The sequence below is a fragment of the Pseudonocardia sp. CA-142604 genome, from assembly GCF_050948475.1.
Taxonomy (GTDB): Bacteria; Actinomycetota; Actinomycetes; order Mycobacteriales; family Pseudonocardiaceae; genus Pseudonocardia; species Pseudonocardia alaniniphila.
This window is the reverse complement of the sequence record NZ_CP192045.1, coordinates 2,379,210-2,398,292: the sequence shown is the minus strand read 5'-3', so window position 1 is coordinate 2,398,292 and position 19,083 is coordinate 2,379,210. Positions and strand designations below refer to the sequence as shown.

16 protein-coding genes are annotated in these 19,083 nt (G+C 71.2%); 9 read left to right on the top strand and 7 right to left on the bottom strand.

From position 1 onward, the window contains the following. Positions 1 to 14: 14 nt before the first annotated feature. Both ACQPZQ_RS10935 and ACQPZQ_RS10930 read right to left on the bottom strand, forming a co-directional pair. Complete coding sequence (locus tag ACQPZQ_RS10935) at positions 15 to 779, bottom strand: YcnI family copper-binding membrane protein (protein WP_433294660.1); 765 nt, start codon at positions 777 to 779, stop codon at positions 15 to 17. A gap of 34 nt (positions 780 to 813) precedes the next feature. Beyond that, positions 814 to 1,488: a DUF5134 domain-containing protein gene (locus tag ACQPZQ_RS10930; protein ID WP_433294658.1), complete on the bottom strand. Its 675-nt coding sequence runs from the start codon at positions 1,486 to 1,488 to the stop codon at positions 814 to 816. A gap of 298 nt (positions 1,489 to 1,786) precedes the next feature. On the opposite strand from ACQPZQ_RS10930, the gene ACQPZQ_RS10925 reads away from it, so the two are divergent. The 3 genes from ACQPZQ_RS10925 (at position 1,787) to ACQPZQ_RS10915 (ending at position 7,055) form a co-directional block, all read left to right on the top strand. Beyond that, the gene (locus ACQPZQ_RS10925; RefSeq protein ID WP_433294656.1) at positions 1,787 to 2,770 is read left to right on the top strand and encodes a cytochrome c oxidase assembly protein; all 984 of its coding nucleotides are present in this window, start codon (positions 1,787 to 1,789) and stop codon (positions 2,768 to 2,770) included. Between the two features lie 74 nt (positions 2,771 to 2,844). Continuing rightward, positions 2,845 to 5,052 (top strand): heavy metal translocating P-type ATPase, encoded by a 2,208-nt coding sequence (locus tag ACQPZQ_RS10920; RefSeq protein ID WP_433299122.1) that lies wholly within the window; start codon positions 2,845 to 2,847, stop codon positions 5,050 to 5,052. Between the two features lie 20 nt (positions 5,053 to 5,072). Further along, positions 5,073 to 7,055, top strand: a complete 1,983-nt coding sequence (locus tag ACQPZQ_RS10915; RefSeq protein ID WP_433294654.1) for a cytochrome c oxidase assembly protein — start codon at positions 5,073 to 5,075, stop codon at positions 7,053 to 7,055. 35 nt (positions 7,056 to 7,090) lie between these two features. Here the strand turns inward: ACQPZQ_RS10915 and ACQPZQ_RS10910 are convergent, their stop codons facing one another. After that, on the bottom strand, positions 7,091 to 7,261 hold the full coding sequence (locus ACQPZQ_RS10910) for a hypothetical protein (RefSeq protein ID WP_433294652.1): 171 nt from the start codon (positions 7,259 to 7,261) through the stop codon (positions 7,091 to 7,093). A gap of 183 nt (positions 7,262 to 7,444) precedes the next feature. Further along, a complete protein-coding gene (locus ACQPZQ_RS10905) occupies positions 7,445 to 7,648 on the bottom strand; it encodes a hypothetical protein (protein ID WP_433294650.1) in 204 nt (67 codons plus the stop codon). On the opposite strand from ACQPZQ_RS10905, the gene ACQPZQ_RS10900 reads away from it, so the two are divergent. From ACQPZQ_RS10900 to ACQPZQ_RS10890, 3 genes are all read left to right on the top strand, one after another. Beyond that, positions 7,613 to 8,170 (top strand): hypothetical protein, encoded by a 558-nt coding sequence (locus ACQPZQ_RS10900; protein ID WP_433294648.1) that lies wholly within the window; start codon positions 7,613 to 7,615, stop codon positions 8,168 to 8,170. The two genes, ACQPZQ_RS10905 and ACQPZQ_RS10900, sit on opposite strands and share 36 nt — an antisense overlap. Positions 8,171 to 8,256: 86 nt before the next feature. Then, a complete protein-coding gene (locus ACQPZQ_RS10895) occupies positions 8,257 to 8,895 on the top strand; it encodes a TetR/AcrR family transcriptional regulator (RefSeq protein WP_433294646.1) in 639 nt (212 codons plus the stop codon). 28 nt (positions 8,896 to 8,923) lie between these two features. After that, positions 8,924 to 11,668, top strand: coding sequence for a PEP/pyruvate-binding domain-containing protein (locus ACQPZQ_RS10890; RefSeq protein WP_433294644.1), 2,745 nt, complete (start codon positions 8,924 to 8,926; stop codon positions 11,666 to 11,668). A 67-nt stretch (positions 11,669 to 11,735) separates the two neighbouring features. Here ACQPZQ_RS10890 and ACQPZQ_RS10885 read toward each other — a convergent pair whose 3' ends face one another. Then, positions 11,736 to 13,229: an aldehyde dehydrogenase gene (locus ACQPZQ_RS10885; RefSeq protein WP_433294642.1), complete on the bottom strand. Its 1,494-nt coding sequence runs from the start codon at positions 13,227 to 13,229 to the stop codon at positions 11,736 to 11,738. A gap of 288 nt (positions 13,230 to 13,517) precedes the next feature. Between ACQPZQ_RS10885 and ACQPZQ_RS10880 the strand changes: the two genes are divergently transcribed. Beyond that, positions 13,518 to 14,720 (top strand): PucR family transcriptional regulator, encoded by a 1,203-nt coding sequence (locus tag ACQPZQ_RS10880; RefSeq protein ID WP_433294640.1) that lies wholly within the window; start codon positions 13,518 to 13,520, stop codon positions 14,718 to 14,720. 84 nt (positions 14,721 to 14,804) lie between these two features. Here ACQPZQ_RS10880 and ACQPZQ_RS10875 read toward each other — a convergent pair whose 3' ends face one another. Together ACQPZQ_RS10875 and ACQPZQ_RS10870 are read right to left on the bottom strand one after the other, a co-directional pair. Beyond that, on the bottom strand, positions 14,805 to 15,710 hold the full coding sequence (locus tag ACQPZQ_RS10875) for an LLM class F420-dependent oxidoreductase (RefSeq protein WP_433294638.1): 906 nt from the start codon (positions 15,708 to 15,710) through the stop codon (positions 14,805 to 14,807). 73 nt (positions 15,711 to 15,783) lie between these two features. Continuing rightward, a complete protein-coding gene (locus tag ACQPZQ_RS10870; RefSeq protein ID WP_433294636.1) occupies positions 15,784 to 16,341 on the bottom strand; it encodes an OsmC family protein in 558 nt (185 codons plus the stop codon). A 235-nt stretch (positions 16,342 to 16,576) separates the two neighbouring features. Here ACQPZQ_RS10870 and ACQPZQ_RS10865 point away from each other — a divergent pair, with 235 nt between their 5' ends. After that, positions 16,577 to 17,584, top strand: a complete 1,008-nt coding sequence (locus ACQPZQ_RS10865) for an ABC transporter permease (protein ID WP_433294634.1) — start codon at positions 16,577 to 16,579, stop codon at positions 17,582 to 17,584. 8 nt (positions 17,585 to 17,592) lie between these two features. After that, the gene (locus ACQPZQ_RS10860) at positions 17,593 to 18,687 is read left to right on the top strand and encodes a hypothetical protein (RefSeq protein ID WP_433294632.1); all 1,095 of its coding nucleotides are present in this window, start codon (positions 17,593 to 17,595) and stop codon (positions 18,685 to 18,687) included. Positions 18,688 to 19,083: the final 396 nt, after the last annotated feature.

The following is a 19,083-nucleotide window of genomic DNA, read 5'->3' as shown; positions in this document are numbered from 1 at the left end:
GTGGGACGCCCGGATCACGACCCCGCCGTGGTCCTACGCCTGGTCAGGGCGAGCGCCAGGGCAGCGGCGCTGATCACCAGGGCGACGATGCCGAGGACCAGTCCCGCGATGCCCGTCCACGAGCTTCCCGACGAGCTCTCCTGCCCGGTCGTCCCGGTGGTCATCCCGGCCATGCTCACGCCCGCGGCGGACGTGCCGGACCCGGCGGGCGAGAGGTTCAGCACCGGTGCCGGATGGGCCGGTTCGGTGGTTCCGTCGGCCGACTGTTCGTCCCAGTTCACCGTGGTGCCGTCGCTGTAGGTCTGCAGCGCCCCGAACGACACCGTGGACGCCTTGGGGAACGGGCCCACCGACAGGTTGAACATGTCGAACTGTCCCGGCGGGATGGCCGACGCGGGGCTCGTCGCCTTGAAGTCGACCTGCGAGACGTACTGGGTGATCGTCGACCCGTCCTCGCCCGGCACCGGGTGGGCGAGGGGCTTCTTCTCGACCGTCGCGGTCCAGCCGGCCTTCGGCTGGGTGTCCACCGAGGTGAACGGCGTGTTCGCGGGGAAGGTGATCTGCAACCCGGTGGTCGACGCGGTGGCCGACTCGGTGGGCACCCGGAAGGTCACCACCCCGGAGCCGGCCTGGACCGCGTCGGTGCCGGACACCTTCACGTGCGCCGATGCCGGCACGGCGAAGACCAGGGTGGCCACCACTGCTCCGAGCCCGGCGAGACCCGCCCGAAGCGCCCACCGGCGCCTCCGGACCTCGACGCCGGCCACCGAGTCACTCATTTCCCCACCTCTCGTTCCGGTCCACCGCAGACGGCTAGGCCATCTCGGCAAACGTGACCGCCATCGCGGCCGCCATCAGGCCACCGATCACCACCGCCGTCATCGACGTGCCGGTTCCCGCTCGGCGGAAAAAGACGGGACGCAGTCCGTGCGCCACCAGTCGAATCGCCGCGGCACAGAACACGATCGCGAGAAGGACACACGGCGGCTTGGTCCATATCGGCAGCCCGGACATCGCATCCATTCCACCCGAGCCCGGCACCGGCATGGTCATTCCCGACATGCTCATTCCAGCCATTGAGGTCATTTCGTCGGACGACATCTGGCCGGAGTCGGAAATCGCGGACGCCGGGGGCGGCATGGTGGACATCACCACGCCCATCCAGACCATGGATCCCATCATCATCGCGTGGTACCAGGCGTCGTGGCCGCTCGCGACCGGCACACCGGCCGCCGGGCCGGCGAACAGTGCCTCCGCGACGAACCACAACATCGCGCCGGTGAAGACCGTCACGTACAGCATGATCGGAACCGCCGCACTCCAGAGCATCGCGATCATCGCGATTCCCATGAGCGCGTGCAGGCCCGCGCCGAGGGTGGACCCCAACCGGGGCCGAGTCCTCCACTGCCCGGCAACACGAGCGATGTAGTACCCGGCGGCGACGGCGAATGCCGCCGACAGAATCCACCGGGCAACCTGGTCGGTCATCACTCTCGCTGATCCCCTCCCCCGAACATGCCGCTCTACTGGTCCGCGGTTGTGCCCGCGCGGTTCCGCGCAATGGGCCACGTCACACACCCCGAGCTCGACGACATGGACACGTGTCGCTGTTCCGCGGGCCGCCGAACAGCCTTATGCGTCCAGGACACGACAGGGGGTCGTTATGTGACGTGCGACAGATGTGACGAGCACCGGCTCCGGGAACCAAGCGGGTCGCGGCGACGACTATGGATGTCGACGCACGCACCAGCGCGCAACGACCCGAGGGCGGAGGTGGGGCACGACCGTGATCGACGATGCGCCGAGCTGGGGGGCGGCACTGGCGCTCTGGCGGTTCTCCCCCGTGGTCGACCTGCTCCTCGCGCTCGCGACGGTGGGCTACCTGCTGCTCGTGCGCCGCTGCGGTTCCGGGGACGGCCCCGGCTGGCCGTGGTCGCGCACAGCCGCGTTCCTCGTCGCCGTCGCTGCGCTCGTGGTGGCGCTGGACGGCCCGGTGGCGGCCTTCTCCGACGTGCTGTTCTGGGTGCACATGGTGCAGCACCTGATGCTGATCATGGTCGCGCCGGTGCTGCTCGTCTGGGCCCAGCCGTGGCGCCTCGTGCACACGGCAGGAGGCCCCCGGGCACGCGACGCCGTGGACCGCGTGGTCCGCAGCCGGGTCGCGCGCTGGCTGACCGCGCCGCTCCTCGGCCTCGGGCTCTATGCGGCCGTGGTCATCCTGACCCACCTCACCGGCTTCCAGCAGATCTCGGCCACCCAGCCCCCGGTCCGGGCGGTCGAGCTCGTTCTCTACCTGGTCAGCGGCTACCTGCTGTTCCTGCCGCTCGCGGGGTCGGAGATGAGCCCGTGGTCGCCGCCGCACCTTCTGCGGTTCGTGCTGCTGGCGTTGAGCATGGGCGTCGACACGCTCACCGGCGTGGTCCTGATGCTGACCCCGCGGCCCCTCGCGAGCGCCTACGCAGCCGCCCACCCGGGGTGGGGACCGAGCGCCCTGGCCGACCAGGAGGTCGCAGGCGCGATCATGTGGTTCGGCGGGGACGTCCTGATGCTCGTACTGATGATCGCGATCGCGGTGCGCTGGGGCCGGGCACGCGACCAGGACCAGGGCTTCGGCACCTGGATCGAGGGCGTGCGGCACCGCACGCTGCTCGGCACCGCGGCGACCGACGTCGACCACGTGGACGACGACGAGAGCGCGCTGCGGGCCTACAACGAGGCGCTGGCGGCCCTGCATGCCCGCACCTCCGGAGACAAGGGAGATCGGCCGTGACGGCGGACGCAGCAGCCGAGGTCAGCGCCGGCCCGGTCGGCGAACTACGGCAGTACGAGATTCTCGTCGGCGGGATGACGTGCGCGGCCTGCGCCGCCCGCGTCGAGCGCCGGCTGAACAAGCTCGACGCCGTGCAGGCCACCGTCAACTACGCCACCGAGCGGGCGCGCGTGCTGTGCCGGGACGGCGTCGACCCGCGCACGCTGGTGGAGCAGGTGGAGCGGGCCGGGTACACGGCACGTCGGATCGACGACCTCGCCGCCGCGGGCGACGACGACAGCGACCACGAGCGCCGGGTCGCCGACCTGCGACGTCGGCTCGCGGTGGCCGCTGTGCTGGCCGTGCCGATCTGCGACCTGTCGCTGGCCCTGTCGCTGTTCGGTGAGCTGCGCTTCCCGGGCTGGCAGTGGGTGCTGCTCGTGCTGGCCGCCCCCGTGGTCGCGTGGTGCGCATTGCCCTTCCACCGGGCAGCGCTAGCCGGGGCACGCCACGGTGCGGCCTCCATGGACACCCTCGTCTCGGTCGGGATCCTCGCCGCCTCCGTGTGGTCGCTGTGGGTCATGGTCGCCGACCGCGACGTCACGCCCGGCCTGGGCCAGGGCCTGTCCGTGCTGTCGGGCAGCGACCACGCCCTCTACCTCGACGTCGCCGCGGGCGTCACCACCTTCCTGCTCGCGGGCCGCTACTTCGAGGCGCGGGCGAAGCGGTCCGCCGGATCCGCGCTGCGGGCGCTGCTGGCGATGGGCGCCAAGGACGTCGAGGTGCTGCGCGACGGCGAGGCGCGCCGTATCCCGGTCTCGGAGCTGGAGGTGGGCGACACGTTCACCCTCCGGCCGGGCGAGATCGTCGCCACCGACGCCGTCGTGATCGACGGCAGCTCGGCCCTCGACCTCAGCATGGTCACCGGCGAGCCCGTGCCACAGGAGGTCGTCCCCGGCACCGCGGTCGTCGGCGGCGCGGTGAACTCCGGTGGACGGCTCGTGCTGCGTGCCACCCGGGTCGGGGCCGACACCCAGCTCGCGCGGATGGCGCGACTCGTCCAGCGGGCGCAGGAGGGCAAGGCAGGCGCGCAGCGGCTGGCCGACCGCGTTGCCGGGGTGTTCGTGCCCGCGGTGCTTGCCCTCGCCGTGCTCACCCTGATCGGCTGGCTCCTCACCGGGCACCCGGTCGGGCTGGCGGTCACCGCGGCGGTGGCCGTGCTCATCGTGGCCTGCCCGTGCGCACTGGGCCTCGCCACGCCCACCGCGGTGCTGGTCGGCACCGGCCGCGGCGCCCAGCTCGGCGTGTTCATCAAGGGCCCGCAAGCGCTGGAGGCCACCCGCGTCGTGGACACGATCGTCCTCGACAAGACCGGCACCCTGACCGAGGGGCGCATGCGGCTCGTCGACGTCCGCACCGCTCCCGGCGTCACGCGCTCGCGGCTGCTCGCCATGGCGGGCGCGGTCGAGGCGGCGTCGGAGCATCCGATCGCGGCGGCGGTCACCACGGCGGCCACGGCCGAGCTCGGGACCCTTCCCGCCGTCACCGAGTTCGCGGCCCAGCCGGGTCTGGGCGCCCACGGGCTCGTCGACGGCGAGCGGGTGGTCGTCGGCCGAGCGAAGCAGTTCGCCGAGCACGGGCTGCGCGTGCCGGAGGACGTGGAGGCCGCCCGCGACGAGCTCGAGACGCGCGGCGTCACGGTCGTCCTGGTCGGCTGGGGCGACGCGGCACAGGGCCTGCTCGCCGTGGCCGACACGCTGCGGTCGACGAGCGTGGCCGCGGTCGCGGCGTTGCGGCGGCTGGGGCTGCACCCGGTCCTCGTCACCGGTGACAACGCTCGCACGGCGGCCACCGTCGCCGCCGAGGTGGGCATCGACGACGTGGTCGCCGAGGCGCTGCCCGAGGGCAAGGTCGAGGTGATCCGGAAGCTCCAGCAGCAGGGCCGGAGCGTCGCCGTCGTCGGTGACGGGGTCAACGACGCCGCGGCGCTCGCGGCGGCCGACCTCGGCATGGCCGTGGGCGACGGCACCGACGCCGCGATCGAGGCCGCCGACATCGTCCTCGGCCGCGAGGACCTGCTCGTCGTCGCCGACGCCGTGGAACTCGCTCGCCGCACCCACCGCACCATCCGCGGCAACCTCTGGTGGGCGTTCGGGTACAACACCGCCGCTCTGCCGCTGGCGGTGCTGGGCCTGGTCAGCCCGCTCATCGCCGCTGCGGCGATGGCCCTGTCGTCGGTGTTCGTCGTGTCGCACAGCCTGCGTCTGCGGCGCTTCCGGCCCACCGCGGGTGGCACGCTGTGACGACGTCCGACCGGCATCGCGTGACGACGCGGGATCGGCCCGGCGTGATCATCCCGGATCAGCGCGGCGCGGCGATGCCGGGCGGGTCCATGCGGGCGGCTCTGATCCTCGGGGTGGCGGTCTCGGCCGTGCTCACCGGCGCACTGCTCGCTGCGCTCGCTCCCAGCGTCGCCGTGCAGTACGGGCTGCCGGACCTGGGCCCGATCGTGGACGCCGGGCTGCCGGCCGCCCGGGTCGTCGCGGTGGGCGCGGCCGCGCTGAGCATCGGGAACCTGCTGCTCGCGGCGGTGCTGGCCCCCGGGGACGTGCACGGTGTCGTCTCTCCCAGCGGCTACGCGGGCCTGCGGGCCGCGGCACGCTGGGCGCTCGTGCAGGCCGTGGCGTCTGCCGTGGTCACGGGGTTGCTCGTCGCGGAGAACAGTGGCGTCCCACCGCAGACGCTGGCGGGCCGTCTCGACGTGCTCGTCGTCGGCGTCGGTCAGATCCAGCAGGCGGGCGGCTGGGCGGTCTCGGCTCTCGCCGCGCTCGCCGTCGCGGTGCTCGCGGCCCTCGCGCTGTCGTGGCGCAGCGCCGTGGGGCTGTTCGTGCTGGCCATGGCCGCGCTGCTGCCCGTCACCCTGACGGCCGCCACGAACGCCGAACGCTCCCACGACATCGCCGGCGACGCGGTCACCCTCCACGTGCTCGCCGCCGTGCTGTGGCTGGGCAGTACAGCCGCCACCGCGGTGCACCTTGCGCGGCGCGGTCCGGCCGCCGACGTCGTGCTGCGCCGCCATCGCACCGTCGCCCACGGTGCGCTCGTCGTGGTCGCCGCATCCGGCGTCGTGTCGGCCGCGTACGCGCTCGCGCCGTCCGACGTGTTCACGAGCGGGTACGGGTGGCTGGCCGTGGTCGGAGTGCTGGCGGTGCCGCTGCTCGCACTCGCCACGCACCGGCTCGCTGCGGTCGGGCCGGGGATCGCCGGGCGGCGGGCGGCGCTGCGGGTCGTCGCCGTGGAACTGGTGCTGCTCGCACTCGCCTTCGCGACCGGCACGGCGTTGACGCGGGTGCCGCCGCCGAGCGAGACCGGCTACGAGGCCACCCGGTACGTCTACCTGATCGGTTACGACCTCCCCGCACACCTCACCGCGGCCGATCTCGCCATGCGCTGGCGGCCGGACCTGGTGTTCGGCCCGCTCGCCGTGCTCGGGGCGGTCGCCTACCTGATCGGGGTGCGCCGGCTGCGCCGGGCCGGCGGCGAATGGCCCGCCGGGCGCACGGTCGCGTGGCTGGCCGGCTGCGTCACCGTGCTGGTCGCCACCTGCTCCGGCATCGCCACGTACGGCGCGGCCGTGTTCAGCGTCCACATGGTGGAGCACATGCTGCTCGCCACCCTCGCGCCGGTGCTGCTCGTCCTCGGCCACGGCGTGACTCTCGCCCTACGGGTGGCGGAGCCCGGCCCGGCCGCCCGTCTCCTCGGGATCCTCGACAGTCCGGGGGTCCGGTTCGTTCGCCACCCTGTGGTCGGCTGGCTGGCGGTCGCGGCCACGCTCTTCGGGCTCTACCCCACCGGGTTGTACGCCGCGATCGTGCAGGAGCACTGGGCGCACCTCGCGATGAACGTCGCGTTCTTCGTCACCGGCCTCGCGCTGTTCTGGCCTGTCCTCGGCCGTAGCCTGCCCAGCCGCGCTCTCCCTGCGATCGCGCGCATCGTCATGGTGTTCGCGGTGATGGCGCTGCACGCAGGGTTCTCGGTGTGGCTGCTCGGCCTGTCCGCGCCCGTGGCCGGCGGCTTCTACGGCGCGCTGCAACTGCCGTACGTCCCGAACCTGCTCGCCGACCAGCGGCTCGGCGCGGTGCTGGCGTGGGTGCTCGCGGAGCTCCCGGTGATCCTCGCGGTGCTTGCTCTCGTCGCCCGCTGGGCCCGCGACGACCGCGCTCCCCGCACCGAGCCCGAGACGTCCTACCCGGACCGGTTCCGGCACCAGCGGCTGGAACGGTTCGTGGCCCGCGAACCCGGCTGACGCACACGAGAACCCCGTCGGCGCTCTACGTCTGGCTACTCGGGATCAGCCCCGATGAGGCGCAGCGGCAGTGTCTCGAAACCGCGCAGCGAGTTGATGAGCACCCTGCGGGCGGCGACCCGTCGCCGCAACAGGGCCGCAACAGGGATGCCGAGCCGAGAGTCGCCGTCCTGTCCGAGGCGTGGTCGGGAACTCGTGATCATCATTTCGGGCCCCGCTGCAGGGCATGACCCGGTTCTCGACCCCGAACCGGTGATCATGGGGACGGAGAGTCGGCCCCGGCGGCGCAGCTCGCGGTCGCCGCTGCATAGTTGCCGAGCAGCCACCCGCGGATCTCGGCCCCGTGGGCGCCGAGCGCGGGCGGCGGCAGGCGGTAGGACGCAGCCGTGTCAGTTCCCGTGCCGGGTGACAATCGTGCCGAGCTGCGGGCTGTCGCCGGGTTCGGTCCAGGTGCCCAGAAGGTCCAGAGCATGCCGTGCGGGCGACGCCGGTGCGGCGAGGAAGACGATCAGCATCTGGTCGGGATCGCCGGGGAAGGTCATCGCCTCCGTCTCCAGGTGGATCTCCCCGACCTGGCCACCTTCGACGAGCACGGGCGACCGACCCGGATCACGAGCTTCTTCAACAGCATGCTCCCGTTCACCACGTTGCGGGAGCGCGCAAAGCTGGCCTTCGACGATCTGCCTGCCGAGGCCTGGGACGTGCCTCGCCTACCGGCTGACACCGGCGAGTATTCGGCCAAGCCCAACTTCGCGTACAGCCCGGCACTCAGTTTCGACAGTCCGGTCCTCCGCAAGAACGTTTCTCCCGAGCCGGTGTCGAGCCGGGTTCTCGGACACGCGACCTCGGTCTACGGGGCGAGGCAGTGGAACGAGTTCAGCCTGGTCCGCGGCGAAAAGCGCATCGGCTACTTCGACGGCGACATCAAGGGGCGGCCGGTGTCGATCGCGTGCGTCCTGAGGTTCGACGAGGGCAACCTGGCTGACATCACCGCTTGTGCGCGGCCCTGGTCGGCGGCCCTGGCGATCTATTCCCGCATCAAGGGACGGCTCGGCGAGGAACTCGGCCCCGAGTACTTCTGGGCGGCACAGCCGGACTACGAGTCCTATCTCTGAGCCCCGCGGTGCCATCTAGCGGCTACACGCTCGTGTAGCGTACTGTCCGTGCGTACAGCAAGTCGTTCGCGCGTGCAGGGGGAAGTGTGGCGTCACCGGGAATCGATCCTGCGGACCTGACCGCACGCGCTCGCATCAGGGACGCCGCGCTGCTGCACTTCGGTGAGCACGGGTTCGACCGGGCCACGATCCGTGGGATCGCCGAGACGGCAGGCGTGTCGTCCGGGCTGGTACGCCACCACTTCGGCTCGAAGCAGGCCCTGCGCGAGGCGTGCGACGCGCACCTGGCATCGGTGATCCGCCGGCTCAACGACCAGGTCCGGTCCGACTACACGACCAGCCGCGTCAACCACGTGGCCGGCGCCCGCGCTGCGATGGCGCCCTACCAGCGCTATATGGCGCGTGCCCTGGCGGAGGGATCCGCTACGGCGCTGTTCGACGTGATGGTCGAGCTGAGCGAGCAATGGCTCGCGGAGGCCGACGCCGCCCGGCCCGATCCTCCCGGCGTCGATCGCCACACGCGAGCCGCGGTGATCACCGCGATGGCCTTGTCCGTCCCCGTCCTGCACGAGCACCTGTCGCGCGCCATCGGCGTCGAGGTGTTCAGCCCGGACGGCGACCTGCTGCTCGCGCGCACGCTGATCGACATCTACTCCCACGCCATGCTGAGCACGGAGGACGCGGCCAAGATCCTGGCCGCTCTCCCCGAGCCCCGGAACACCTGAGAACCACCACCACAGCCAAGGGGGGCACGTGGAAAGGATCATTCGAAGTTTCGAGGAACTGGGCCGCGACGACGTGGACGTCGCCGGCGGCAAGGGCGCGAACCTCGGCGAGCTCACACGGGCCGGGCTGCCCGTGCCGCCGGGGTTCGTGCTGACCACGACGGCATACCGCGAGTTCGTCGCGTCGAGCGGGATCGGCGACCAGGTGCTCGGCCTCGCCGCGTTGCCCGCTGACGCGGAGCCCGGAGCGTACGAGGAGCCGTCGGCACGCATCCGCGAGCTGTTCCGCTCGGCGGCGGTGCCCGACGCGGTGGCGAAGGAGGTGCTCGACGCCCGGTTGCTGCTCGGTGACGCACCGGTCGCTGTCCGCTCGTCGGCCACCGCCGAGGATCTCGAGGGCGCGAGCTTCGCAGGCCAGCAGGACACCTACCTCAACGTCCGCGGCACCGACGCGCTGCTGGTGGCCGTCCGGGACTGCTGGGCGTCGCTCTGGACGGCGCGGGCGATGGCCTACCGGGCACGCCAGGGCATCGACCCGTCCGCCGTGGCTCTCGCCGTCGTCGTGCAGCGGATGGTCGACGCCGACGCGGCCGGGGTCATGTTCACGGCCAACCCCACCAACGGACGGCGCAACGAGACGGTGGTCTCGGCCGCGTGGGGCCTCGGCGAGTCCGTCGTCAGCGGTTCGGTGACCACCGATGACGTCGTCGTGGAGATGCCGAGCGGTCGGGTGCGCTCCCGCACCACGGCGGAGAAGGCGGTGATGACCGTCGCCACCGAGCAGGGCACCGAGGAGCACGCCGTGCCGGCGGCGCAGCGCGCCCGCCAGGTGCTCGACGACGACGATGCCGCCGCCCTGGCCCGGCTGGGCGCTCGGATCCAGGACCATTTCGGCGCGCCACAGGACGTCGAGTGGGCGCGGGCGGGCAGCGAGGTCTGGATCGTGCAGGCCCGGCCGATCACGGCGCTCCCCGAGCCGGAGGCCGACGCGCCCACCGACTGGTCGGTGCCGGACCCCAAGATCGCCTACTACATGCGAGCGAGCATCGTCGAGCAGCTGCCCGACCCGCTCTCGCCACTCTTCGCCGACCTCGTCGACTCCTCGGTCACGCGGTCCCTGCAGGCCCTCTTCCGCGAGTTCCTCGGTGCGGACGTGGTGCGCGACGGCGACGTCAGCATGCCCACGATCAACGGCTACGCCTACTACCGGTACACCCGCGCGGGGCTCACGCGGCTCATGCTGCGCAGCCCGGCGGTCCTCAAGGTCCTGACGACGTCCGGCAACAAGGGCGCGCAAGCACGGTGGCGCATGTACTCCCACCCGCGCTACCAGCAGGTCGTCGAGCGCTGGAACGCGCGACAGCTGGACGGGCTCACCGTGCCCGAACTGCTGGCGGGCGTCGGCGAGCTGCTCGACGCTGGCACGGAGTACTACACGGCGGTGCAGACGATCATCCCGATCGCCGCCGGCAGCGAGGTGACCTTCACGCAGTTCTACGAGCGGCTCGTCCGCAGGGCCGGGGACCCACCTGCCGCGACGTTCCTGCTCGGCTTCGACAGCGCGCCGATCCGGGCGGAGAAGTCGCTCTACGACCTCGGGACGTGGGTCCGCGAGCACCCGGGCCTCGCGGAGTACCTGCGCACGACGGCGTCGCCGGACGTGGTTGCTCTGCTCGACGGCGGCGGAACACCCCCCGGCGTGGAAGCGGCGACCTGGCAGGACTGGCGGAGCCGGTTCCAGGCGCACCTCGACCGCTACGGGCACACCGTCTACAACCTCGATTTCCGCAACGCCGTGCCGGCCGACGACCCCGCCCCGCTGCTGGACACGCTCCGCTTCTACCTGGGCCGGTTCGATTCGTCGTCGGCCGGCGCGCCGAGCGGCGGTGGCCCCGACCCGTACGAGCGGCAGCGCCGCACCAGCGCGCGCCGTGAGGAGGCGACGGCGGCCGTGCTCGCGCGGCTGGACGCGCCGCGGCGCGCCACGTTCACCCGGCTGCTCCGGTGGGCGCAGGGCATCGCACCGGTCCGCGAGGACGCGCTCGCCGACATCGGCCTGGCCTGGCCGCAGCTGCGCCGGATGCTGCGCGAGCTGGGCGAGCGGCTCGTGGCGGCCGGGACGATCGACCGCGCCGACGACGTGTTCTGGCTACGCCGCGACGAGGTGCTCGGCGAAGCCGCACCGCTCGGCGAGGCCGTCGAGGAGCGCAAGGCCCTCTGGCGCGGGCAGCGGCGGGCCACTCCGCCGCAGATCCTGCCGCAGGGCACCTCGTGGGACCGCTGGGAGAGCCTCATGCCCGCGGCGTCGGCCGACCAGGCGGGCCCGGTCCTGCGCGGCACCGGCGCCAGCGCAGGGCAGGTGACGGCCGCTGCTCGCGTGCTCGGCGGCCCGGAGGACTTCAGCCGGATGAGGCCGGGGGACGTCCTCGTCGCGAGCATCACCACCCCGGCATGGACGTCGCTGTTCGCCATGGCGTCCGGCGTGGTCACCGACGTCGGCGGACCGCTCTCCCACAGTTCGATCGTCGCTCGCGAGTACGGCATCCCGGCCGTGCTCGGCACCGGTGTGGCCACCCGGCGCATCGCGGACGGCTCGCAGATCCGCGTCGACGGCGACGCGGGCACGGTGACCCTGCTCGACGAGGCCGGGGACGACGCAGCACCGCCCGCGGGCGATCGACCGGCGTCCCGGCGGCGACCGGCGCTCGCCGCAGTTGCAGTGGCCGGCGCGGCGGCACTCGTTCTCGCCCGCCGTCGGCGGCGCCGCCGCTGAGCCAGGCCGCACACCCTGACGCTCACCGCACACGTGCACCGTGTGCGGTGAGCGTCGGGTGTGGCGGCTACTTCGTGCGGTACTCGGTGGGCACGTCCTCGAGGATCACGGTCTTCGACTCGAGGTAGGGCAGCAGCCCTTCACGGCCGCCCTCGCGTCCGATCCCGGACTGCTTGAACCCGCCGAAGCCGATGCTGAGCTCCATGCGGAACGCGTTGTGTCCCACGGTGCCGGACCGCAGCTGCCGGGCGACGTGCCGCGCCCGGTCGACGTCGTTGGTGAACACCGAGGCGTTGAGCCCGTAGATCGTGTCGTTCGCGATCGCGACGGCGTCCTCCTCGTCCTCGGCCGGGATCACGGTCAGCACCGGGCCGAAGATCTCCTCGCGCGCGATGGTGGACGAGTTGTCGACGTTCGCGAACACCGTGGGCTCGACGAAGAACCCGCGGTCCAGGTGCTTCGGCCGGCCACCGCCCGTGGCCAGCACCGCTCCCTCCTCGATCCCCTTCGCGATGTAACCCTCCACCCGGTCGCGCTGGCGCCGCATCGCCAGCGGGCCCATCTGGGTGCTGTCGTCGAACGGGTCGCCGACCTGCACCTGCGAGAAGGTCGAGGAGAGCGCCTCGACGAGCTCGTCGTGGCGCTTGCGGGTGACGACGATGCGGGTCAACGACGCGCACACCTGGCCGGTGAGGCGGCACTCGGCACTCGAGAGCACCTCGGCCGCCCGGCCCAGGTCCATGTCGTCGAGGATCACCGCAGCCGACTTCCCGCCCAGCTCGAGCGTGAAGCGTGCGATCCGCTCGCCGCACAGCGAGGCGATGCGCCGCCCCGCCGCCGTCGACCCGGTGAACGCGATCTTGTCGACGCGGGGGTCGCGCACCAGCAGTTCGGAGACCTCGCGATCGGCCGTGACGACGTTGAGCACCCCGGCAGGCAGACCGACCTCCTCGGCGATCTCCGCCATGAGGTAGCCGGCCCCCGGCGCCTCGGGAGAGCACTTCAGCACCACCGTGCACCCGGCGAGCAGCGCGGGAGCGAGCTTGTGCGCGGTGAGCGCCATCGGGGCGTTCCAGGGAATGACCGCCCCGACGACCCCGACGGCCTCACGAACGAGCAGCCCGAACTTGCCGCCGGCCACGGGCTCCCTGGGCGTCTCGAACGGATAGTCCGACGCGAGGTCGGCGTAGAACTCGTAGGTCTTCGGGATGCCGCCGATGCCGGCCCGCGCCGCCGCGTAGAGGATGCCGGACTCGCGCGGCCAGATCTGGCTGGCGTCCTCGGCCCGCCGGCCGATCGCCGCGGCGATCGCCCGCAGGTACCCGGCGCGCTCCTCGTGGGTCATCCGCGGCCAGGGGCCGCTGTCGAAGGCCCTCCGGGCCGCCGCGACGGCCGCCGAGATGTCGGCCTCCCTGGCCTCCGCGACCTGGAAGAACAGCTCCTCGGTGGCCGGCTCGATCACGTCGATCATGGCGCCCGACGAGGGGGCGGCCCACTCTCCGTCGATGAAGAACCGGTCCGGACGCCGCAGCGGCGCCCTCGTGTCACTGGTGACGCTCATGCCCGATCTCCCTCCGGCCAGACATCACCGCTCCTACGGAGCCATCTGGCAATCAGACCCGCATCTGCGGAATCCATCCGAGAGTAGACGGCGTGCGCCCGCCCCGTCAGGACTCAGTCGTGATCACGCAGCGAGCCGGGGCCGACCACCCGCCGAGCCCATCGCGGCCATCCGGGTCGCCGGAGACGAGCCGGGCGGAGTCGTCCACCCGGGAGGACGCCGCCGGGGACGAGGTGCGACCGGACACGTTGGGATGCCGCGTCATGCGGCGCTATGTAGCGTGCCGAAATGGCCAGGGCCACCCGAGACATTCTGCTCGCCACGCTCCATCGCCACCTTCCCGAGATAGCCGATCACGTCTCCGAGGCGGCGCTTGCGGCGATTCCCGCATATGCCGAGTTCGACGAGGACCTCCGGTGCCCCACGAGCCTTGCCGTGCGGAGCTTCATCGAGCATGTGGAGGGGAAGCGCAACGAGATCGACCACTCACTCATCGAGTACGCACGCCAACTCGCCCTGCGCGGCGTCGACGGTGCAACGCTCGCCCATTGGTGGCGGGTCGTGAACCATGAGCTCTGGGTCTGGCTGACCACGAGGTGCCCGACGGAATTCGATCTGCAAGGCGACGGGCTGGCCGTCTGGAACGAGTTGCTCGACATCCACGAGCGTTATGTGGGCGCCAGCATGGATGCCTTCTTCGAAACCCAGAGCGAACTGCGCGCGAGCGAACTCGCATGCCGTCACGCATCGCTCGATGAACTTCTCGACGGTCGGGCGTCGGATCAGACCGCCACCATGCTGAAGGTGCTGGGCATCCGGTCGGAGAAGGTGCTCATCGCCCGGTTCTCGTCCACCGGCACAGGACCGAACGACCCGGCCGAGCCGTCATCGAGGTTCGAGCCGTTGATCCGGGACATCCAGGCACACACCCGTCGCCTGCCGTGGACGGTGTCCGACGGACGCCTGATCCTCTGCCTGCCGCACGACGAACACACAAGGGAGAGCCTTGCGAGGCTTGCGGATCGACTCGAGCCCACCGTGCGCGTCGGCGTCAGCCGGCCGTGGCCCATCACCGGAAACCTCGCGGTACCCAACAGACAGGCCGAGCTTGCTCTCCGGGGAGCCGGCCCGACGACGCGTCTGGTGGACTTCGGCGCGCTCTCGCTCGTGCAGATCGCCGCGCTGCAGGTCGATCTGAAAGCCGAGGACGTTCCCCCTGCGCTCGACACGCTCCTGGCCGAGGACGCCAGGTCAGGCCACGAGTGGGTGCGCACCGCCGAGGCTCTGACGCAGTCCCACGGAAGCATCTCCGGTGCCGCCAGTGCCCTGCAGGTCCACGCGAACACCATCTACTACCGGATCACCGCGGCCCGCAGCGTCAGCGGCCTCGACCTTCGCAACCCGACGGTCCTGGCAGACATCCAGTTCATCCAGGCCTGCCGCACCTTCGGGACCTACGACGGCGCGGGGCCAGTCGCTCCGCCCGACTGACCACGGCAGCCGGGGACGGGGTGGGGGCCTCGTCCCCGGCTGCGTGGTCTCGAACCACGGACGCGACAGCGTCAGTGGCCTCGGCTACGGGGAAAGGGACCCAGGAACCTCATCCCGGGCACGAGAAAGGAGCTCTTCAGCGGTGTCGAGCATCCGGCCCGTGTCGGTGAACCACTTCTGGAGATTGAGATCGATGATGACCTCGTCCGCGCCGAGCGCGATCGCTGTGGCGATGTCCTCGACAACCTCGTCGAAGGTGCCGATGAACGGCACGCGATCCCGGCCCTGCGGCTGCGGAGTGAACGTGACGTTCCCGACGACGATGTGCTCCATACGGTCCACATCACGGCCGTGCTGGGCGGCCAGGTCACGGATCTCGTTCCAGGTCCGGGCGGTGGCCTCGAGCCCGCCCGCGTCCGCGACCGACAACCAGCCGTCGGACCGTGTGGCGATGCGCTTCAGTGTCGACGCCGTCGCGCCTCCCCCGAACATCACCGGGATCTTCGAAACCGGCTTGGGCAGCACGAGGGCGTTCTCGATGACGGCGCGCCTACCCCGGTAGGTGACCGGGTCCGGGCCCCAGACCGCGTCGAACACGTCCAGCAGCTCGTCCACGAAACGGCCGCGGTCCGCCCGCGTGGTCCCGGTCGCCTGCAGCTCGTCGGTGGACCAGCCGCTGCCGAGACCGGCGATCAGCCGGCCGCCGCTGATCTGGTCGATCGTGGCCAGGCTCTTGGCCAGCTGGAAGGGTGCGTGCGCAGGGGCCACCAGCACGGCGGTGCCCAGCCGCGCCTTCGTCGTGACGACCGCGGCGGCCGTGAGCACGGCCAGTGGGTCCGCGGCCTGTTGCTGGGACTCCTGCCAGGGCTGGCCGAAGTAGCTCTCCCTGGGCTCGATCGGAAAGAGCACCCGCTCATACGTCCACAGACTCGTGTAGCCCGCGGCCTCGGCCCTCCGGGCCGCCTTGACGATGTCGTTCTGCAGGTTCACTCCCGTGCGCTGCGGGAGCCGAAGGCCTAATTTCATCGGTCGCTTCACTCTCCGGTCCGGTCTCGGACGCTTGTCAGGCAATCTGCAACGTGGTGACCACGGGTACGGCTCGGACCAGCGTGTCTCGTATGGGCGAGCGGCGTTCGACCACGGCGATCAGCTCGCGAATCTCCTCGGGGGCGTGCCCCGGCGCATCCAGCGTCACCTGCACGCGTACCTCGCTCGCCCCGACCGGCGCATCGGATGCGAGCCCCAGGAAACCCCGGAGGTCGAAGTCGACCTCGACCTCCACCGACATCGAACGGACGCCGATTCCCAGGGCTGTCGCATTCGTGACCAGCGTCGCTGTGTAGCAACCGGCGAGGGCCTGCGCGACGTACTCGCCGGGCGAAGCGGCGGTGTCCGCGCCGAGCAGCGAGGTCGGCTCGTCGCTGGACATCGTGAACCGCCCGGTCCGCGACGCGTCGGTCGCATCACCCTGGCGAAGCTTTCCGGTCGTGGAGTCGATCCGAAACCCACCAGCCCACTGACCCGCGACCGCGAATGTGACCCGGGCCAGTCCCGGATCATTACGTACGGCATCGGTGGTGGCCTCGACGGCCTGCCGATCGATCATTTCATGTTCGCCCATGGTGTCCTTCTCGTTCGCGGTCGGGGAACCTTTCACCACAACTCTGCTAGCGGGCTGAATTGACGTCACTGGAGACCGTCCAAGAATTTTCTCCGCCAGACTGTGGGATCACACTGTCCGGTTTCGGAGGCGGGACGCTGTGCCGGCGCCCGGAACCCGGCGAGCCAGCGCTGGCCGCGAATGTGACCGCTCCGGCAGTCTGACAGCGGGGGACCGCCGCACCGGAGGGGATTACATGGTCGTCGATTCGGTCAGGGAGCGCTGGGAGACATTTTCCCGATCACCGTTCCTTCCGGGCACGGTGATCATTTTTGTCGCCGCCATCGCGGCAGGCCTGTTCGCCGGTGCATACACCTACGCGATGGCCGATCCGACCCCGCACGACATTCCCATCGCCGTCACGGGCACCTCGACCTCCGAGGCCACGCACGTCGCGTTCGTCGAAGGCATGGACCGGGCAACCGGCGCCTCACTGCGCCTGCAGCAGTACGACTCCTACGAGCAGGCCCGGGAGGCCGTCGACCGGCAGGAGGTCTTCGCCATCCTGCAGCTGCGGCCGGAGGGTCCCGAGCTGGACGTGTCCAGCGCCTCGGGTGCCACCGTCGCGCAGCTGCTGGCGCAGGTCACACCCGCGGTCAGCGCGTCCGTGGGCGCCCACTTGACCGTGCGGGACATCAACCCTCTGCAGCCGGGCGATCCGCACGGACTGGCCATCTTCTACATCACGTTGGCCTCGGTGGTGGTGGGCTTCGTGGGAGCGACCCAGCTCACCGTGCACGCGGCCCGCTTGGGGCCCGGACAGACGCTGGCCTTCACCGCGGGCTATGCCGTACTGGGCGGACTGGCGATCATCGCGCTCGTCGACTGGGTGCTGGGAACCCTGCGGCTGCCGCTCCCCGAGTCCTGGCTGATCCTGTCGCTGACGATGTTCACCTGCGGCGTGGTCTTCCACATGTTCACCTCCCTGATCGGGCGGTGGGCGATCGCGCCGACGTGGGTCCTGCTGGTGATGCTCGGCAACGCCTCGTCCGGCGGTGCGGTGGCCTGGCCGCTGCTGCCGTCGCTGTTCGCCGCCGTGGGCCAGTGGCTGCCACCCGGCGCCGCGGTGAACGCCCAGCACACGGCCATCTACTTCGGCGCGAACCAACACGCGTTCCCCTTCATCGTCCTCATCGTGTGGGCGGCTGTGTGCTCCGCTGTGTTCGTGTACCGCTGCCACCGAAAGCAAGCGCAGAGGGGTTGACGTCAGGCATGCATATCGCCGTCGCCGTCGTGGTGGGGCTGGCCGGCGCGGCCTGTGTCCTGCTGACACTGGTCTCGGCCGTGAAGACCGTGGTCGTCCCCCGCGCCACCCCCGTCCTGATCACCCGGTGCGTGTTCGCCGGAGCACTCGCGTTCTTCACCCTCGCGCTCCGGCGCCGCCGCGACTACCTGTCCCGTGACCGGGTCATGGCCCTGTACGCACCCTTCGGCCTGCTGGCGCTTCCCGTGGTGTGGCTCGCGCTCGTCGCTGTCGGTTTCATGGCGATCTACTGGGCGTTGGGCGCGCACCCGCTCTGGGAGGCGTTCCTGGAGAGCGGCTCCTCCCTCCTCACGCTCGGCTTCCGCACGCCCGCCGACACGGTCGGTGCGATCCTGACGTTCTCCGAGGCGATTCTCGGGCTGGGCCTGCTCGCGCTGGTGGTGTCCTACCTTCCGTCCACGTACTCCTCGTTCTCCCGCCGCGAGCTCATGGTCACCTCGCTCGACACCCAGGCCGGAAGCCCGCCATCGGCGGCAGAGCTGCTGGAACGGCTGGCACGCATCGACGGGATCGGCGAGCTCGACGCCTTCTGGCAGGAGTGGGCCCGCTGGTTCGCCGACATCGCGGAGACGCACACGTCGACGCCGACGCTGGTGTTCTTCCGCTCGCCGCAACCCGAGCGGTCGTGGGTGATCGCGGCAGGCACGGTGCTCGACGCGGCGGCGCTCGTGTCGTCCACCCTGGACGTGCCCAATCAGCCGTCTGCGGCGCTCTGCATCCGTTCCGGCTACCTGGCGCTGCGGAACATCGGCGACTTCTTCGCCATGCCGTACGACCCCGACCCGGCACCGCACGGCCCCATCTCGGTCACGCGCGCCGAGTACGACGCCGTGTGCCGACGGCTGGATGACGCCGGTGCGACTCTCAAGCCCGACCGCGACCAGGCATGGCGGGATTTCGCGGGCTGGCGGGTGAACTACGACGCGCTTCTGTTGCGCTTCGCGTCGCTGTGCATGGCCCCGCCCGCGCCGTGGTCGTCCGACCGTGCCATTCCGTTCCAGCGCCTGCCGATCGCACGTCGCCGGTCGCGGCCCCGTATCTGACCCGAGCCCGGCGGCGGTCCCACGTTCTCAGGCGCTGCGCCTGGTCCGGATCGTGCATCAGCACGCCTTCCCTTTCCTCGCCCTCATGGGCCACAGGACATCACACAATGATCCTGTAATAGCTCGCGCCATTCCTGCCACAAGCAGCGCGAGCACCGTCCTCCACAGATAGAGGAACGATTCCGTGGTGATCGCCGTCATGCCGTCCGCTGCCGGCGCGCTGCGACCGTGGCCACGGCGATGTCGATCTCGTCCGCCCTTCCCGGCCCGCCGCTGCCCGGTGCCGGGCTCCGGCCACGCCCACTCCCACCGTGGACCCGGTATGAGCCGGAATCGATGTGAGCCGACTCGTTGTCCGAAGATATCCGAGCTGACGTTTTCAGAACGATTCATCCG

Bases quoted from the DNA above. Each gene is read 5' to 3' on its own strand.
- ACQPZQ_RS10860 (WP_433294632.1), top strand. From the start codon at position 17,593: ATGCATATCGCCGTCGCCGTCGTGGTGGGGCTGGCCGGCGCGGCCTGT.
- ACQPZQ_RS10935 (WP_433294660.1), bottom strand. From the start codon at position 779: ATGAGTGACTCGGTGGCCGGCGTCGAGGTCCGGAGGCGCCGGTGGGCG.
- ACQPZQ_RS10885 (WP_433294642.1), bottom strand. From the start codon at position 13,229: ATGAGCGTCACCAGTGACACGAGGGCGCCGCTGCGGCGTCCGGACCGG.
- ACQPZQ_RS10920 (WP_433299122.1), top strand. From the start codon at position 2,845: ATGACGTGCGCGGCCTGCGCCGCCCGCGTCGAGCGCCGGCTGAACAAG.
- ACQPZQ_RS10930 (WP_433294658.1), bottom strand. From the start codon at position 1,488: ATGACCGACCAGGTTGCCCGGTGGATTCTGTCGGCGGCATTCGCCGTC.
- ACQPZQ_RS10870 (WP_433294636.1), bottom strand. From the start codon at position 16,341: ATGGGCGAACATGAAATGATCGATCGGCAGGCCGTCGAGGCCACCACC.
- ACQPZQ_RS10880 (WP_433294640.1), top strand. From the start codon at position 13,518: ATGGCCAGGGCCACCCGAGACATTCTGCTCGCCACGCTCCATCGCCAC.
- ACQPZQ_RS10910 (WP_433294652.1), bottom strand. From the start codon at position 7,261: ATGATGATCACGAGTTCCCGACCACGCCTCGGACAGGACGGCGACTCT.
- ACQPZQ_RS10865 (WP_433294634.1), top strand. From the start codon at position 16,577: ATGGTCGTCGATTCGGTCAGGGAGCGCTGGGAGACATTTTCCCGATCA.